The 16744-nt window shown below is 53.6% G+C and carries 17 protein-coding genes, 1 pseudogene and 1 riboswitch; of the genes and pseudogenes, 13 read left to right on the top strand and 5 right to left on the bottom strand.

Going from position 1 to position 16744, the window contains the following annotated elements; genetic code table 11:
* Positions 1 to 35: 35 nt before the first annotated feature.
* Positions 36 to 1424, top strand: coding sequence for a polysaccharide deacetylase family protein (locus ET464_RS01250; RefSeq protein ID WP_129437557.1), 1389 nt, complete (start codon positions 36 to 38; stop codon positions 1422 to 1424).
* 116 nt (positions 1425 to 1540) lie between these two features.
* Here ET464_RS01250 and ilvD read toward each other — a convergent pair whose 3' ends face one another.
* The gene (gene ilvD, locus ET464_RS01255; protein WP_129437559.1) at positions 1541 to 3229 is read right to left on the bottom strand and encodes a dihydroxy-acid dehydratase; all 1689 of its coding nucleotides are present in this window, start codon (positions 3227 to 3229) and stop codon (positions 1541 to 1543) included.
* A 196-nt stretch (positions 3230 to 3425) separates the two neighbouring features.
* On the opposite strand from ilvD, the gene ET464_RS01260 reads away from it, so the two are divergent.
* Positions 3426 to 3902, top strand: a complete 477-nt coding sequence (locus tag ET464_RS01260) for a MarR family winged helix-turn-helix transcriptional regulator (protein WP_165279863.1) — start codon at positions 3426 to 3428, stop codon at positions 3900 to 3902.
* Between the two features lie 81 nt (positions 3903 to 3983).
* On the top strand, positions 3984 to 4658 hold the full coding sequence (locus tag ET464_RS01265; protein ID WP_129437563.1) for a sulfite oxidase-like oxidoreductase: 675 nt from the start codon (positions 3984 to 3986) through the stop codon (positions 4656 to 4658).
* Between the two features lie 94 nt (positions 4659 to 4752).
* On the opposite strand, the gene ET464_RS19950 is transcribed toward ET464_RS01265, so the two are convergent.
* A complete protein-coding gene (locus tag ET464_RS19950) occupies positions 4753 to 5310 on the bottom strand; it encodes a hypothetical protein (protein WP_208543877.1) in 558 nt (185 codons plus the stop codon).
* Positions 5311 to 5411: 101 nt separating this feature from the next.
* A riboswitch (PreQ1 riboswitch) is annotated at positions 5412 to 5455 on the top strand.
* A 127-nt stretch (positions 5456 to 5582) separates the two neighbouring features.
* Between ET464_RS19950 and queC the strand changes: the two genes are divergently transcribed.
* The 4 genes from queC (at position 5583) to queF (ending at position 8009) form a co-directional block, all read left to right on the top strand.
* Positions 5583 to 6254, top strand: coding sequence for a 7-cyano-7-deazaguanine synthase QueC (gene queC, locus ET464_RS01275; RefSeq protein ID WP_129437565.1), 672 nt, complete (start codon positions 5583 to 5585; stop codon positions 6252 to 6254).
* Positions 6251 to 6688: a 6-carboxytetrahydropterin synthase QueD gene (queD, locus tag ET464_RS01280; protein WP_129437567.1), complete on the top strand. Its 438-nt coding sequence runs from the start codon at positions 6251 to 6253 to the stop codon at positions 6686 to 6688. Before queC ends, queD begins: the two co-directional genes overlap by 4 nt.
* Positions 6685 to 7449 (top strand): 7-carboxy-7-deazaguanine synthase QueE, encoded by a 765-nt coding sequence (gene queE / locus ET464_RS01285; RefSeq protein WP_244226618.1) that lies wholly within the window; start codon positions 6685 to 6687, stop codon positions 7447 to 7449. The genes queD and queE overlap by 4 nt, the downstream gene beginning before the upstream one ends.
* A gap of 62 nt (positions 7450 to 7511) precedes the next feature.
* On the top strand, positions 7512 to 8009 hold the full coding sequence (queF, locus tag ET464_RS01290; RefSeq protein ID WP_129437569.1) for a preQ(1) synthase: 498 nt from the start codon (positions 7512 to 7514) through the stop codon (positions 8007 to 8009).
* A gap of 143 nt (positions 8010 to 8152) precedes the next feature.
* Here the strand turns inward: queF and ET464_RS01295 are convergent, their stop codons facing one another.
* The gene (locus ET464_RS01295) at positions 8153 to 8941 is read right to left on the bottom strand and encodes a YheC/YheD family protein (protein ID WP_129437570.1); all 789 of its coding nucleotides are present in this window, start codon (positions 8939 to 8941) and stop codon (positions 8153 to 8155) included.
* Between the two features lie 201 nt (positions 8942 to 9142).
* On the opposite strand from ET464_RS01295, the gene ET464_RS01300 reads away from it, so the two are divergent.
* From ET464_RS01300 to glgB, 6 genes and pseudogenes are all read left to right on the top strand, one after another.
* A complete protein-coding gene (locus ET464_RS01300; RefSeq protein WP_129437572.1) occupies positions 9143 to 10390 on the top strand; it encodes a phenylacetate--CoA ligase family protein in 1248 nt (415 codons plus the stop codon).
* Positions 10377 to 11342, top strand: coding sequence for a 2,3-diaminopropionate biosynthesis protein SbnA (sbnA, locus tag ET464_RS01305; protein ID WP_129437574.1), 966 nt, complete (start codon positions 10377 to 10379; stop codon positions 11340 to 11342). The genes ET464_RS01300 and sbnA overlap by 14 nt, the downstream gene beginning before the upstream one ends.
* 63 nt (positions 11343 to 11405) lie before the next feature.
* Complete coding sequence (locus tag ET464_RS20095) at positions 11406 to 11609, top strand: hypothetical protein (protein WP_244226619.1); 204 nt, start codon at positions 11406 to 11408, stop codon at positions 11607 to 11609.
* A gap of 26 nt (positions 11610 to 11635) precedes the next feature.
* Positions 11636 to 11956, top strand: a complete 321-nt coding sequence (locus ET464_RS20500; protein WP_279630113.1) for a Rossmann-fold NAD(P)-binding domain-containing protein — start codon at positions 11636 to 11638, stop codon at positions 11954 to 11956.
* Positions 11887 to 12369 (top strand): hypothetical protein, encoded by a 483-nt coding sequence (locus ET464_RS01310; protein ID WP_279630114.1) that lies wholly within the window; start codon positions 11887 to 11889, stop codon positions 12367 to 12369. Before ET464_RS20500 ends, ET464_RS01310 begins: the two co-directional genes overlap by 70 nt.
* Positions 12370 to 12454: 85 nt before the next feature.
* Positions 12455 to 14394: pseudogene (glgB, locus tag ET464_RS01315) on the top strand (1,4-alpha-glucan branching protein GlgB).
* Positions 14395 to 14524: 130 nt separating this feature from the next.
* Here the strand turns inward: glgB and ET464_RS01320 are convergent.
* Positions 14525 to 15202 (bottom strand): HAD family hydrolase, encoded by a 678-nt coding sequence (locus ET464_RS01320; protein ID WP_129437576.1) that lies wholly within the window; start codon positions 15200 to 15202, stop codon positions 14525 to 14527.
* Between the two features lie 167 nt (positions 15203 to 15369).
* On the bottom strand, positions 15370 to 16512 hold the full coding sequence (locus ET464_RS01325; RefSeq protein ID WP_129437578.1) for a tyrosine-protein phosphatase: 1143 nt from the start codon (positions 16510 to 16512) through the stop codon (positions 15370 to 15372).
* Positions 16513 to 16744: the final 232 nt, after the last annotated feature.

The following is a 16744-nucleotide window of genomic DNA, read 5'->3' on the forward strand; positions in this document are numbered from 1 at the left end:
TTAACTATATCATTATAACGGTGGGGAAACAAAAAATGATGAACCTGCTTCTATGGGTATTTTACTTCATGACGCTGTACGCTTTTATCCCTGCGCTGGCCAGCCGGCTTTTTGGCATTCGTGTATTCAAAAGAGGACGAGCCAAGCAGGAAATTGCGCTTACGTTTGATGATGGCCCCGATGGGGATTATACGCCGCAGCTGCTTGATCTGCTTAAGCAGTATGATGCAAAAGCAACTTTTTTTGTCGTGGGCTCTCATGCGGAGCATCATCCGGAGCTGCTGCAGCGGATGCATCAGGAAGGCCATATCATCGGCATTCATAATTATGTTCATAAAACCAATTGGTTTATGCTGCCGCGTACGGTGACGCGCCATATCGCTATGACAAACGACTTGATCGAAAAAGCGACAGGCGTCCGCGCCGCTTATTACCGTCCGCCATGGGGCATTATGAACTTGTTTGATTTTCGCAGCGTCCGGCTGCAGGTGGTGTTATGGTCTGCTTTGTTTGGCGACTGGAATGCCAAGGTTGGAGCCAAACGGCTCACCGAACGGATGATGAAGAAGCTTCGGCCAGGGGAAGTGCTGCTGCTGCATGATTGCGGCAGAACGCCGGGCGCCGATCCGGAAGCGCCCGGCGACATGCTGATCGCACTCGAACATTATTTAAAGGAGGGCGCGAAGCGAGGCTACCGTTTTGTCGCCATAGATGAAATGATGGAATTGACGAAGCAAAATGAAAAAAAACAGAAACAGATACCGTTCTGGAAAAAAACGATTGTTTCCTGCTGGCTTGTATATGAGAAAGCTTTCCAAGCCGTCTTTCATTTAAAACACGGCGGGGACTTTTTCCACTACCGGTTAATCAAATACAGCGGCCAAACGCTGAAGCTCGCCGACGGCCGGGAAATTGCCAAAGGCGACACCGTTGTTGAGCTGCATTTTGACAATAAAAAGCTGTCGAACATCGCGATGCAATCGAAGTCGCTTATCGCGACTGTCGTCAGGCTGAAACGGGAAACGCTGCATGGGATCGGCGAGCTTGCCGACTATTTGGCGAAGGACGAGAAAGCTCGTGTGGCCAAAGCCGTATTTGGCATTACGATGATTCACCGGGGGGCGGAGCGGACAGGATTTGAGCTGTTCCCATTGCCGAAAGGACTGTTCGCGCGGTTAACCCGCTTTTATCTCCATATGCTTATGCGTGTATTGTCCAACAGCAGCAATAAAGGCGAGGGCATCAGCTCGCTGGATCCGCGAATATTGGTAATGCCGATGAACCGGCTGCTTGCGCACAGCGGCGATGAAGCACAGTTTCTGTCTGCCAGCGAGAAACGTACAGCGGCATCTGCGGAATCCAAAGCAAACGTATCGCTGCGGGACGACGGGGATTCCGTACACGGCAATACGCCGGCCTTGTAACCAGCGGCGATTGGAGACCGCCAAGCCCCTTTTTGTCCGCTAGCCGGTGTAAAACCATAAAAAAAGAGCATTTCTGCCAGTCTCATCGCTGCAGAAATGCTCTTTTTGCTAATCGGTTAAATTTTCATGACGCCGCCCATGCTGGCGTTAGTTACCAAGTGTGAATAACGGGCAAGGTAACCCGATTTGATTTTAGGTTCGAAGCCTTTCCATTCGGAACGGCGTTTGTCGAACTCTTCGTCGCTGATCAATACGTTGATCGTGCGGTTGTTCATGTCCAGCTCAACGAGGTCGCCGTCTTGTACAAATGCGATCGGGCCGCCTTCAGCCGCTTCCGGAGATACGTGGCCGATGCTGATGCCGCGCGATGCGCCGGAGAAACGGCCGTCGGTTACGAGGCCGACTTTGGCGCCAAGTCCCATGCCGACGATTTGCGAAGTTGGCGCAAGCATTTCCGGCATGCCAGGGCCGCCTTTAGGGCCTTCGTAGCGGATAATGACAACATGGCCTTCTTTGACTTTGCCGCCTGCAATGCCGGCCAGCGCATCGTCTTGCGAATCGAAGCAGATCGCCGGGCCTTTATGGTAGCCGCCAACCGACGGGTCGATCGCGCCGACTTTAACGATCGCGCCTTCCGGAGCCAGGTTGCCGAACAATACGGCAAGGCCGCCGCGTTCGCTGTGCGGGTTGTCAAGCGGATGGATGACGTCTTTGTCCAAAATCTCGCATCCGGCTACGTTTTCGCGGAGCGTTTTGCCTGTTACGGTAATGACTTCGCCGTTCAGTGCGCCTTCCTTCTTGAACAGCTCGTTCAGCACGGCGCTGACGCCGCCTGCATTGTGCACATCTTCGATGTGGTAATCGGATGCCGGTGCGATTTTCGCCAAATGCGGCACGCGGTTCGCCACTTCGTTAATGCGGGAGATCGGGTATTCAAAGCCGGCTTCGCGTGCAAGCGCAAGCGTATGAAGCACGGTATTGGTCGAGCCGCCAAGCGCCATATCAAGCGCAAACGCGTTGTCGATCGCTTCGATCGTCACGATGTCGCGAGGGCGGATGTCTTCTTCAATCAATTTCATCAGCTGGCGGGCAGATTGTTTAACGAATTCTTTCCGTTCCGGCGAAACCGCCAGAATCGTGCCGTTGCCAGGAAGCGCGAGGCCAAGGCCTTCTGCAAGGCAGTTCATCGAGTTTGCGGTAAACATGCCGGAGCAGGAGCCGCAAGTCGGGCAGCCGTATTGTTCAAGCTCAAGCAGCGACTGATCGTCGATTTTGCCGGCCATATGAGCGCCTACGCCTTCAAATACGGAAGTAAGGGAAATCGCACGGCCGTCTTTCGTGCGGCCGGCTTTCATCGGGCCGCCGCTGACCATAATGGTCGGGATGTTAACGCGGAGCGCGCCCATCATCATACCAGGAGTAATTTTGTCGCAGTTCGGAATGCAAACCATGCCGTCGAACCAGTGTGCATTTACAACGGTTTCAACGGAGTCGGCAATAATCTCGCGGCTGGCAAGCGAGTAGCGCATGCCGATATGGCCCATTGCGATACCGTCGTCAACGCCGATCGTGTTAAATTCAAACGGAACGCCGCCTGCTTCACGAATCGCTTCTTTGACCAGCTTGCCAAATTCCTGCAGATGAACATGACCAGGAATAATATCAATATAAGAGTTGCAAACCGCGATAAACGGTTTGTCGAAGTCTTCTTCCTTAACGCCTGCCGCACGCAGCAAACTGCGGTGTGGAGCGCGGTCAAATCCTTTTTTAATCATGTCTGAACGCATCTTTCGCTTTGCCGACATTTATAAGACCCTCCCTATGAATATGATGTCGATAAAATAAATTTTATCACAACGGACAGGCGATGGCTATAAGGGTTTGTAGTGCTACATCGCGTTAATCCCTTAAATAAGCAAAGCAGAAAAGGATTGGAATCGGTTTACGGAAAGTTTAATTCCCGGTACAATAATAGGAATAATAATGAACGGAGTGGAACCAATGAATCCGTATTCCGATGAACAAGCTGCTAGAATAAGAGAAATGGATAGCGTGTTTCGGCTTGTGCGGAGGCAAATTAATGCGGAGTGGCACCGGATCGGCTTGAGCACCCTGGAAAATTTGGAGGGCAAAGGGTTAAATTATACGCACGGCAAGCTGGTCGTCTATATTGTGGAGAAAGGTCCGCTTAAATCGTCCGAGGCGGCTGAACTGCTGGGCATTACTAACGGAGCTGTCACAGGCATCGCAGACAAGCTGATTGAGCTAGGGCTGATCGAGCGGAAACGTTCCGATTCGGACCGGAGAATCGCGATGTTGTACGCAACGGACAAATCGCAAACAATCATTAGTGCCATTGACCAAATCCGTGATCAAATGATGATTAAGCTGTTTCATGATTTAAGCGACGATGAAATCGAATTTGCGCTTCGTTTATTCAGGAAAATGTCCAAAAATTTGGATAAATACGATACGTGAAGGTGAACGCTGCGCTTATTGCATACCGATTAGCTGGAATAGTACAATGGGATGCAGCAAAATGACAGGAGGTTGTCCCATTTGCATCAGAAAGCCGAACGACTGAAACGGGTAAAACCTGCCTTGAAGGCACAGGTCGCCCCTGAGCTGGCGCATCGCGTTCCAGCAGGCCAGACTGTAACGGAACGTTTTCCGATTTTGCATGAAGGAGAAGTGCCCCGTTACGATATGAAGAAGTGGAGGCTTCGCGTTTTCGGCGAAGTGAACGAAGAGAAAGCTTTTTCGTACGAGCAGCTGATGGCGCTTCCGCAAGTGACACAAACTAACGATATCCATTGCGTTACCCGCTGGTCGAAGCTGGATACGACTTGGACAGGCATTCGCTTCAAGGATTTGTTCCAGCTGCTGGGCGCAAAGCCGGAAGCGAAATATGTCATGATCCATGCGGACTACGATTATGAAACCAACGTGCCCCTGGAAGATTTGATGAGGGAGGACGTGCTGCTTGCGCACAGCTTTGACGGGGAGCCGCTGACGGATAAGCATGGCTGGCCGCTCCGCCTTGTTGTTCCTCATCTCTATTTTTGGAAAAGCGCCAAATGGATAACGGGCATCGAGTTTATGAACGAAGACCGGACGGGCTTCTGGGAGAGAAACGGCTTCCATCATTATGCCGACCCGTTTAAGGAGCAGCGTTATTCAAGCGATGATTTTGAGCTGCCGGAGGATGAATGGTACGGCAAAGACTTTGATTAACAGGCCTCCGGCAGATTGCGGGTTAATGGAGGCAGGTGTGCCATAAGGCGATTACACAAGCAATGCATGACCCCTTTCCGTATATTGTAGAAGACTACAAGGAAAGGAGATGCTTCGCTTGAAGGATTGTCATCATTGTCCAGATGTTACGGTTGTAGATCCGCCCGAAAAAGTGTACCGTGATATTTTCCACCCGCAAATCGTTGAAGTTATCCATCCTGTTGAAATTGTGAACCGTCACCATTGCGTACCGGTATACCGCCATATTCATAAATGTGAGGTTCGCGATGAATTTGTGCATGACGATTGCGGCTGCAAACACAAAGACAAAGAGCATGATCATTGCTCCTGCGGACACAAAAGCGATAAAAGCCACAAGAGCCATAAAGATCATAAAAGCTCGAAAAGCGGCAAAAGCTGGGGTAAAATTTCGAAGGTAGCTTCGAAATCTGCGAAAGCTTCCAAAGCTAAAACGAGCAAAAAACGCAAATAATAGAGCGAAGCCGCCGCAAGGCGGCTTTTGCTGTGCCTGGAGCCGTTCAACAAGCGGGCGCAGCGCTGCATCAGCAGCTGCGCGGCCAGGGCGGGAGGGCGCATAACAGGGCGGGCATTTGCCTGGCTGCTGCCGGGAGCGGTTCATCGTATGCGGCAAGCCGTCCGGCTTCCATCCATCGGCGGCTTAACAACCGCTGTCCGCTATGATATAGTACAATGGAAGCAAAACTGCATAACAAATCCGGGCCGCAGCTTGTCCCGGGAGAGGTTCGCGAACTCCCTCTATAAAAAACTACAAGTGATGAATGGAATCGCTTTGTTTGCGATCCCATTTTTTTGTTTTTTATCGGTCTTTCAGAGGTTGATTCACGTTCGTCTCGTTGTGCTTTACCGGCGTTTCAGCCGGTATGACAAGGAGGAGAATCGAATATGAGCGAAAAGCAATCGAAAGCATTTGTTGTATTTAGCGGCGGACAAGACAGCACGACCTGCTTGTTTTGGGCGAAGCAGCGGTTTCAAGAGGTGGAGGCCGTCACCTTCAATTACGGCCAACGCCATAAGCTGGAGCTGGAATGCGCGGCATCCATTGCCGCCGAGCTTGGTATCAAGCACCATGTGCTGGACATGTCGCTGCTCGGCCAGCTTGCCCCTAATGCGCTGACACGTTCCGATATGGCGATCGAGCAGGGCGATAACGGGCTGCCTACGACATTCGTGGACGGCCGCAATATGCTGTTTTTAACGTTCGCGGCGGTGCTGGCGAAGCAGCATGGCGCGCGCCATTTGGTGACGGGCGTATGCGAAACCGACTTTAGCGGCTACCCTGACTGCCGGGATGTGTTTATTAAATCCTTGAATGTCACGCTGAATTTGGCGATGGACTATCCGTTTGTCGTCGAGACGCCGCTGATGTGGCTGAATAAAGCGGAAACGTGGGCGCTGGCGGACGAGCTTGGCGCACTTGATTATGTACGGGAAAAAACATTAACGTGCTACAACGGCGTCCAAGCGGACGGCTGCGGCGAATGCCCGGCCTGCGAGCTGCGCCGGCGGGGGCTTGAGCAGTACCTCGCTGCCAAAGCCGGAGGGAGCGGAGTATGATCCAGCAAATTTACCCCTGCGTACCGCATCATTACCGGTATGAATTAAATAAAGACTTTCAATTTGCAGCGGCGCATTATATTCCGGATGAAGCGGCGGGCAAATGCGCGCGGCTGCATGGACATACGTATTTCGCCAATGTGACGGTCGGCGGCGACCAGCTGGATGAAACCGGTTTTCTCGTTAATTTCTCTGAAATTAAGAAGCTGATTCATGACCGGTTTGACCATACGTCGTTAAACGAGCACACGGATTTGTTCCATGAACGCTCCGCCGAAAGCTATCCCACAACGGAAAACGTGGCGCGCATCATGGCTGAGCTCGTTCAACAATATTTGGACAACAAAGGGAACGGCGCCGAGTGCCTGCAAATCTTTTTGCGGGAGACGCCTACGAGCTACGTCGTGTACCGTCCGAAGGCGGGACGCGCATGAATGAGACCATGATACACAATCAGGCGATCAATCACGCAGTTAAACGGATTCCGGTCATGGAAATTTTCGGGCCGACCGTGCAGGGAGAAGGCATGGTGATCGGTCAAAAAACGATGTTTGTCCGCACGGCGGGCTGCGATTACTCGTGTGCCTGGTGCGATTCCGCTTTTACATGGGACGGTACCGGCAAAGACGAAATTGCCATGATGAGCGCAGCCGACATTATGGCTGAGCTGAGGCGGGTTGGCGGCAGCCGCTTTTCGCATGTGACGCTGTCTGGCGGCAACCCGCTGCTCCTTGCAGCGCTTGGCGAGCTGGTGCGGGAGCTGCATGAAGCCGGCATGACGGTTGCGGTGGAAACGCAAGGAAGTCGCTGGCAGGATTGGCTGCTCGACATTGACGAGGTGACGCTGTCGCCGAAGCCGCCGAGCTCCGGCATGAAGACGGACTGGGGCAAGCTGGACGAGATCGTCAGCCGCCTGTCAGGCGCGGACCGTTCGTTCAGCCTGAAGGTTGTTGTTTTTAACGATGAAGATTTCGAATACGCGGTGTCCGTTCATGAACGGTACCCCGGCGTTCCTTTTTATGTGCAGACCGGCAACGATGATTTGACGGAAACGGATCATGCCAAGCTGCTGCGCAAATCAATGGCGCAATATGAGCAGCTGGTAGAACGCACGATGGCGTCGGACAAGCTGCGCCATGTGCGCGTGCTGCCGCAGCTGCATATGTGGCTGTGGGGCAATAAACGGGGCGTATAGTATAGAAACGCCATAACCATAAAACGATAAACGCCGTAACGGCGAGAGGAGCATTGGAATCAATGGCAGGAAGAAATCAGGAGGACCTGGAAGGCATCAGCCTGCTGGGCAACCAAGGAACCCAATATCCGTCGCAATATGCGCCGGAAGTACTGGAGTCGTTCGACAACAAGCATCCGTACCGCGATTATTTCGTTAAGTTTAATTGTCCTGAATTTACGAGCTTATGCCCGATTACCGGACAACCTGACTTTGCGACCATTTATATTTCCTATATTCCGGATATTAAAATGGTGGAAAGCAAGTCGCTTAAGCTGTATTTGTTCAGCTTCCGGAATCATGGCGATTTCCATGAGGATTGCATGAACATCATTATGAACGATTTGATCAAGCTGATGGAGCCGCGCTACATCGAGGTGTGGGGCAAATTTACGCCAAGAGGCGGCATTTCGATCGACCCGTATTGCAACTGGGGCAAACCCGGCACCAAATACGAGCAAATGGCCGAGCACCGGCTGATGAACCATGATATGTATCCGGAAAAAGTAGATAACCGCTAAAAGCTGTACGAAATAGAAACGAGCCTGCCGGTAAGCGGACAGGCTCGTTTTTTTTTGTATGTTTCAATAAGGAGCCGCGCAGCCAATCCAGATTATGTCCCGCCTTTGGCGGCGCAACGGGCCGTGCTGAAGCGGCAGGCTGTTCAGAACCCGCCTTTATGCGATTTTTTGCAGTGCAGCTTATATGTCCTGCCGTTAGCTTTGCCGTAACGGATCATTTCACGCAGCATAGACGGATCATTCAGCTGCGCGAACGGGCAAGGGTCCGGCTTGGAGTTGACTTCCAATATCCAAGGATGGAGGCTCGTGTCGACGGCAACGTCAAGCCCGATCTCCCACAGCTTCGGAAAGGTGCGGTGAAGCCGGGCGGCGGTTTGCAGCCCCATTTGCTCCATTTGCCGGGTTAGACGGCGCACGCTGCGGGGCTTCAGCTTTTTGGACAAAAGGCCGGAAACGGAATAGATCGTTCCGCCTTGGCTGCCATTCGTGACGATTTTGGCCGGATGGGCGAGCCGCGCCGCCATGCCGGTTACTTTCCACGGCGAGCGGGGTTTCTTTTGCACTACAATGCGAAAATCAAACGGGCGGCTGCGGTAACGGAGCATGCGGATTCCTTTTTGGATCAAATACGGTTTGCCGTCCGCAGCTTTATGGAGCGACCGGTACGCATTGCGATAAGAAGAAAAACGGTGAACCGAAGAGCCGGACTGGTATTTCCAGGATGTTCCTTTGCGGCCGTTCACCCGGTCTACCCGGATTACTCCTCTTCCTTGCGACCCCGTATTTGGCTTGACATATACCATGCCATATTGCTTCAGCATCGAATGCAGCGTTTTTTTGTTCATCCGTTTCGTATTCGGGATGTACGAGCGGAGATTGCGGTCAAGCAGCAGTTTTTTCGTCTTATACCATTTGTCGATCGAACGCTTCATGCTTCTCCTCCTTCTCACTCTGATGCTGCTACACCAATATGACAAATGATCGTGATATGCCCCGACTCGTCTTATAAATGGGCGAACAAAAACACGAACGGCGCATATTTGTAATTACCGCGAGCAAATGGGGGAGGACCGTCGTTACAGCGGCGTTAATATACCGGACGCTTCGAGCGTTCCGGAAGGAGTGAGAATAGGATGTTACCGCAGCAATTACGGGAACTGGTAGAGCAGACCTGCGCCGCTTTCCCTTGGTATAAAGCGCTGTTGCCTAATGGCGGCGAGAGGGCGGAAGTCCGTTTGGACGAATTGCCGCTGATCAACGGGCAGTTGCTGGAACGGCATTACTATACTGCGTCTATGGGCGGCGCATTTGCTGTATACCGGACATCGGGCACAAGCTCGGGAGGACGGAAAGCAATCGCGTATTCGAAACAGGACGAAAGGCATTATTTGGAAGTGAAGGCGAAGCTGTATGACCGCTTGACGGCTGGAGCGGGCATTAAGCGCGCGCTTGCGGATATGGGCACCGGACATGCGGCGAGTACGGCATTGGATGTATTTCGCCGGCTGGGCTGGGAAGCGGATGCGATTCCGTTCGAAGAGCCGGTCGAAAAACATGTGCTTAAACTGCTGCAGATGAAGCCGGATTTGTTGTATACGATGCCTTCGATTTTGGACCGTATCATTGCCGCTTCCGATGATCCGTCGGCTTTTGGGGTGAGGCGCATTTTGCTGGTCGGAGAGGTTGCTTCCCCGCAGTGGCGGCGCCGCGCGGCGGAGCGGTTTGGCATCGGAGAGGATGATATTGTCGATACGTACGGATCGATTGAAATCGGAACCATTGCTTATTATGATTCCGTAACGGGCCGGTATTTGTTCGCAGACGGCATAACAGCGGAAACGGTGCCGGCCGAAGCGCTGGGTGAAGGATTTGAGCCGCTGCCCGGCGGAGAAGCGGTGTTGGTGCTCACTTCCAGGCTGCGAGACCATTTTCCTGCGCTGCGGTTTGTAACGTATGACGTTGTGAGAGATTTTGCCGAAATCGAGATCGACGGCGAACGCGTCCCCTCCTTTGCGGGAATTGTCAAACGGATCGGCAAGGAACTGAAGCACGGGGAGAAAATAAGCGTTTACGATATTGAAGACGCGGTATACCGGTTTGCGGATCAGGCGCAAGTCAAGGTTGCGGCTTATGGCCGGAAGCTAAGCGTTCAAATTGCGAGCGATTCCATAACGGATGAGCGGCTTGGGCTCATCCGGGAAGCAATAGAGCATCAAATTCCGGAAATCGGCAGCATGATTCGCGGGGGGCTGCTGGACGGTATCGACGTTTCGTTGTCGAAGCCGCAGCTATCGGCTGCCGGCGGCGCGATACCGGTAAAAAGCAAAAAAATGCATTACGGCATGCCGGAAAACGATGTGATTGCCGATGGCGGCGAATGAACCGGGTATTTTCCATGCCGTTGGCCGGACGCCGGCCGTGCCGCTGGACCGGCTGTTTCCGTCCGGCAAGCTGCATGTATACGGCAAGCTGGAATGGATGAACCCAAGCGGCAGCGCCAAAGACCGTCCGGCAGCGGGCATGATTCGCGATGCTTGGAAGAGGGGGCTGATCGGACCGGGTTCTGTCATCGTTGAATCCAGCTCCGGCAACCTGGCGATCAGCCTCGCCTGGATATGCGCTGCGCTAGGCATGACGTTTATTTGCGTCGTTGACCCTAAAACATCGCAGCAGAACATCCGCATTCTGGAGGCGTATGGGGCGCGGATCGAACCTGTAACGGCGCCGGACCCGGCTACGGGCGAATTTTTGCCGGCGCGGCTTGCAAGGGTGAAGCAGCTGACCGAGAGCATTGAAGGCGCATATTGGCCGAACCAATACGGCAATGACCACAACTATTTGGCGCATAAGGAGACCATGCGGGAGCTGCTGGAGCAGACCGGCCCGCTCGATTATTTGTTTGCTGGCGTCAGCACATGCGGAACGATCAAAGGCTGCGCCGAATGGGTGCGCGGGCAAGGGCTTGCGACCAGGCTCGTTGCCGTTGATGCGGAAGGCAGTGTTATTTTTGGCGGCGTCAAAGGCAAACGCCGTTTTCCCGGCTTGGGAGCAGGCATAGCCATGCCGTTTGCACAAGCGGAACTGCTGGAGAGGGTGGAACATATATCCGATGAGGAAATGGTCGCCGGCTGCCGCTTGCTGCTGCGGACGGAAGGGGTCATGGCCGGCCCGTCCACAGGCGGAGTTGTCGCGGCTGTCCGGCGGCTGGAGCCGATTTTGCCTGCGCATGCGGCTGTTGGCATCATTATGCACGACAGGGGCGACCGTTATTTAGATACGGTATATTCCGATGTTTGGGTGAAGGAGCAGTTTGGCGGCATCCCGTTATACTGATCCGCTGGAAGCTGCCGTCTGCACGGGCGGTTAAGCGTCATAAACGTTAGGGGGAACAAGCCGATGCTGTATTTGAATGACGAGCATATGCGGCAGCTGGGCATTCATTGGGGAGAGGCTGTCGATGTTGCCGAACAGGCGGCGCTGCTGCTCCATCGCCGCGATTACGCGCAGCCGATCAAGCCGTATTTGCGTTATCGCGATCCGGTAAACCGGATTATCGCCATGCCGGCGTTTGCCGGGGAGAGATTCAGGCGGCCGGGCTGAAATGGATCGCCAGCTTTCCGGGCAACTTGTCCGTCGGACTGCCCCGGGCGCATAGCATTACAGTGCTGAACGAGCCGGATACCGGCCGCCCGCACGCGATGATCCATTCGGCGCTGCCGAGCATTATCCGGACGGCTGCCGTGAGCGGGCTGCTTCTCCGCTATTACCGGAAAGAGCGTCCGGCAAGCGGGCTGTCGGCCGCCGTTATCGGCTGGGGGCCGATTGGCCGCCATCATTTGCAAATGTGCGATGCGCTGCTGGGGGAGACATCCGTGAAATGCGCTTGTTTGACATCCGCGGCATTGATCTGTCATCTGTTCCGGAGACGCTGCGCAGCAAAACGGTAATATGCGCAAACTGGGAGGAAGCTTTCAATGAAGCGGATATCGTCTTCACTTGCACGGTATCCGACCAGCGGTATATTAACCGCAAGCCCAAGCCCGGCAGTCTGCTGCTCCATGTATCGCTGCGGGATTATTTGCCGCAGTCGCTGGAGGCGGTGAACCGGATTATTGTAGACGACTGGCAGGAAGTAAACCGGGAGGACACCGATATTGAACTGATGGCGAATGCTGGCAAGTTGTGCGAAAGCCAAACGCGGACGATTGCACAAGTTGTATCGGGCGATGCGCTATCCGGATTGGCAGTTCACGACACGGTCATGTTTGCGCCGATGGGCATGGCTGTATTCGACATCGCTATAGCTTCTTATTATGTTAAGCTGGCCAGGCAAAAAGGGATCGGAATCGTGTTGGAATAACAGGAATTTGTGCTGTTCAAATCGAATAAGAGCATAAGCGGATAGAGAGAGCAGGGCACGCTGAATAACGATAGGGGTGATTCAAATGCTGACGCTGACGCTGGAGAAGGAAGAGTGGAACAAATTTCACGAAGGAAAACTTTACGACAGCTATGAAAGGCTCGGCGCCCGGTTGTCGGAAGAAGGCGGCGTAAAAGGAGTACGGTTCAGCGTTTGGGCGCCCCGTGCGCGTTATGTCGGATTGGTGTCCGACTATAACGGTTGGCAAGAAGGCGCAGGTTTGCCGCTCGAGCGGATTACGCCCGGCGGCGTATGGTCGCTGTTTGTACCGGAGCTGCCGGAAGGAACGGTGTATAAATATGAAATCATTTCGCACACCGGAGAACGGCTGCTCAAAGCCGACCCTTACGCGCTGCACGCCGAGCTGAAGCCCAAGACGGCATCCGTCGTCCATTCGATTGACGGGTACAGGTGGGGCGATAAGCAATGGTTAAAACGGCGCAAGCCGCCTTACGGGCAGCCCATCAATATTTATGAAGTGCATCTCGGCAGCTGGCGCAGGCATCCGGACGGAAGTTATTACAGCTACCGGGAGCTGGCGGACGAGCTTGTGCCGTATGTGCAGCATATGGGGTATACCCATATCGAGCTGATGCCCGTCACCGAGCATCCGTACGACCGCTCCTGGGATACCAGGCGACCGGTTATTTTGCCGCTACAAGCCGGTTCGGCAAACCGCATGACCTGATGTTACTGATTGATAAATGCCACCAGGCCGGGATTGGCGTGCTGCTTGACTGGGTTCCGGCACATTTTGCCAAAGACGCATTTGGCCTCCGCCAGTTTGACGGGCAGCCGCTGTTTGAGCATGAAGACCCGCTGATCGCGGAGAAGCCGGGCTGGGGCACGCTTGGCTTTGATTACAGCAAGCCGGAGGTGCGCGCGTTTCTTATATCAAGCGCTTTGTTCTGGATGGACAAGTACCATATGGACGGCCTGCGCGTAGATGCAGTGACAAGCATGCTGCTGCGCAGCTTTGACAAAAAGGAATGGCGCCCGAATGAGCGCGGCGGGCAAGAGGATCTGGATGCCATTGCTTTTATGCAAGAGCTGAACGCCGCCGTATTCGCCCGTTATCCGCATGCGCTTATGATGGCCGAGGAATCAAGCGCATGGCCGGGCGTCACACTTCCGGCGCATACAGGCGGCCTTGGATTTAATTATAAATGGAATATGGGCTGGATGAACGATACGTTGAAATATGTCGGGCTGGACCCGTTGTTCCGCGCCTCCTGCCAGGCGCTGCTGACGTTCCCTGTTGCATACGCGTTTAGCGAAAATTACACGCTGCCGCTGTCGCATGATGAAGTTGTGCACGGCAAAAAATCGCTGCTGAACAAAACGCCCGGCACGTATGAGCAGAAGTTCGCAGGTTTACGGCTGCTGCTTGGCTACATGCTGAGTTTCCCAGGCAAAAAACTGCTGTTTATGGGCGGCGAGTTCGGCCAATACGACGAGTGGAAGGACGAGGAGCAGCTGGACTGGGTGGTGCTGCAGTTCGATATGCATCAGAAAATGCAGCAGTATGCACGGACGGCCAATCAGCTGTATCTGCAGGAGAAGGCGCTTTGGCAGCGGGATCATGACTGGGAAGGTTATGAATGGATCGACCACCAGGACCACTTGCAAAACATTATCAGCTACATCCGAAAAGGAAAAGCGAGGGACGAGCAGCTGGTCGTCATTTGCAATTTTGCGCCGGTTTCCCGCCAGGCGTACCGGATTGGCGTCCCGTCCGGCGGCACTTACCGCGTTCTGTTGAACAGCGACGATTCTTCGTTTGGCGGAAGCGGCACAACGGTGGGCGAAGAGCGGCTGACGGCGGAGCGCAAGCCTTGGCATAACCGCAAGTTCAGCGTGGAGCTGAATTTGCCGCCGATGTCCGTGTTATGGCTGAAGCGGGAAAAAGCGACCCGTTCGGCTGCTTCAAAGCGGAGCCGGATGGACAAGCAGGACGAATCCTAAACCAATGAAGCCGCTCAGCCGGAACAAAACCCGGCTGAGCGGCTTCTTAACATTACGGTACTGGCCAAGGCTTGCGGCCGGCCGGCATCATCGCGGTCGTTTCCGGCTGCGCGCCGGAATTAACCGGCTGTTACCGTTTGGCAGCGGCTAACGAAGCCGGATCGGCGACAACAGCTGCAAAATCAACATCGGACAAGCATTCCGCCATCAGGCAGGACGGATGAAAGCTGGAGAAGCGGGTGGCCGGATTCGGCACAACAAGGCAATGCATGCCTGCGGCGATCGCAGCCAATGAGCCGTTCGCCGAATCTTCAATGGCGATTGCTTCATGCGGCTCTACGCCAAGGCATTCCAGCGCCTGCACGTACAGCTCAGGGTCCGGTTTTACTTTGGCGACATGGTCGGATGTGCGGATACATTCGAAGTAGTCTTCGATCCCCAGAGGCTTCAGGTAGCGGTCAATCCAGCTGCGTTCCGAGCTGGAAGCAAGACCGATGCGAAGGCCGGCTTCTTTTGCCGACTGAAGGAACGATTCAATACCCGGACGGATCACAACCTGCTTCATAATCAGGCGGTGGCGTTCTCTTACTGCTTGCTTAAAGCGGACGGGATCAACCGGCTCCTGGATTAATGTGTTGATATATTCATACGGGTTAAAGGCATCCAGGCTGGTTCCAATACATTTGGAGAATGTTTCCAGCGTCAGCTCGGCCCCATGCGCTTCATATTCCGCGCGCAAAGCCTCATACCATGCGGACTCTGTATCCAAGATCGTGCCGTCAAAATCAAAGATGATCGCTTTAATCAAACGATCTCCTCCTTTCAGCCTCGTTTTTTCTATAACCTCTATTAAAATTGCTTTTTAAAAAAGTAACATTGATTGGAAAGGCCAGTCAAGGTTTAAGTTGCTGGCGCGCCGGCCCCCAAAAAAAACTGCTCCGGACGCTATCAGCGGCGCCGGAGCAGCTTTTTTTCCTATTCCAAATACATTTGCTGAAGTTTTGCCTGTTCGGCTTTCGTAAGCCCCAGCCCTTTTTCCAGGAAACCGGCGATCGAGCCGTAATTTTTTTGCATTTCATCAAATGCGGCATAAATATATTCCGGACGGACGTCCATCATCGCCTGAATGACGTCGACAGCTGTCGGATCGGTTACGTTAAACTGCTTCACCATGACATCAACCGCCGCTTTGTTATAGTCCGCACGGTAAGTGTTCGTAAGCAGGAAGTCATCGACAACCGTCTGTTTTGGAACGCCAAGCGCAAGCAGCATCAAAGCGGATCCGAGGCCTGTCCGGTCTTTGCCTGCCGTACAGTGCTGGACAAGCGCGGATGTGTTTGGATCAAGCATCAAGTCAAACAGTTTAACGTACGCATCCGGATGGTCAACCATTTGACGGTTGGCATCGACAAGCATTGCTCCCGGTTTACCCAACTGGTCGAATTGGCCTGCCGCAAGAACAGCCATAATGTCCGTGCCGCTGCCGGTGTCCTGGAATACTTGATCTTTCACATAAGTGACGCCCGGTATCGCCGGGTCCGGTTTAGCTGCGATTTCAGCGTCGGTCCGGTAGTCCACATCAGTTTTCAGGCCGCTTTTTTGCAAATAAGCAATATCGTCCGGAGTCAGTCCGGCCAGCTCGTCCGCGCGGAACAGCTTGCCCCACTTGACGGTGCGGCCGTCCGACGTTTGATAGCCGCCCAGATCGCGGAAGTTGGTCGTGCCTTTTAACGGAAGTTTGCGCTCCGCTGTTTTAATTTCCGCGCCGTTGCCGCCTTTTACTTTAAAGTATACGCGGCTGCCCGGGTTCGGGTCTTCCGTTACATAACCGCCGTAATTGGTGTACGTGCGGACAAGCTCTTTCCAGCCGCCGTCCGGGTTTGTGCTCCAGTACACTTTGGCTGCGCCGAGATCCGCATCAGTATGCCAGTGGATAACCAGCTTGCCGTCGGCTTTGCGTTCAACCGAAGCGCTGACGAAGCTGCCCTGCTTTACCGACTTTGCAATGGCGTGCGCCGCCGGAGCGGGCGCCGGGGATGCGGCGTTAGCCGCTCCTGCAGCGAATGGTGCGATCGTAAGGAATAAAGCGGTTCCGGCCAAAATTGATTTTTTCATCATCGTAATATCTCCCCTTGAAATGAAGTACAAGATGAATACCAGTTGTATTCGTAATTGAAATCTTCTTTATCATGGGGAGGAATGTTTGGTGAACATCAATATTTTATAAAAGATTTGTAAAGTCCTTTGCGTCTTCACCCGCGCAGTTTGCCGCTTTTTTACAGGATTTGGTCCCCCGCTTGCAGGCTTCCTTCCAATCCATTTTCAACTAAATTCCCCTTAAATCGTCGGA

The organism is Paenibacillus protaetiae, assembly GCF_004135365.1.
GTDB lineage: Bacteria > Bacillota > Bacilli > Paenibacillales > Paenibacillaceae > Paenibacillus_AP > Paenibacillus_AP protaetiae.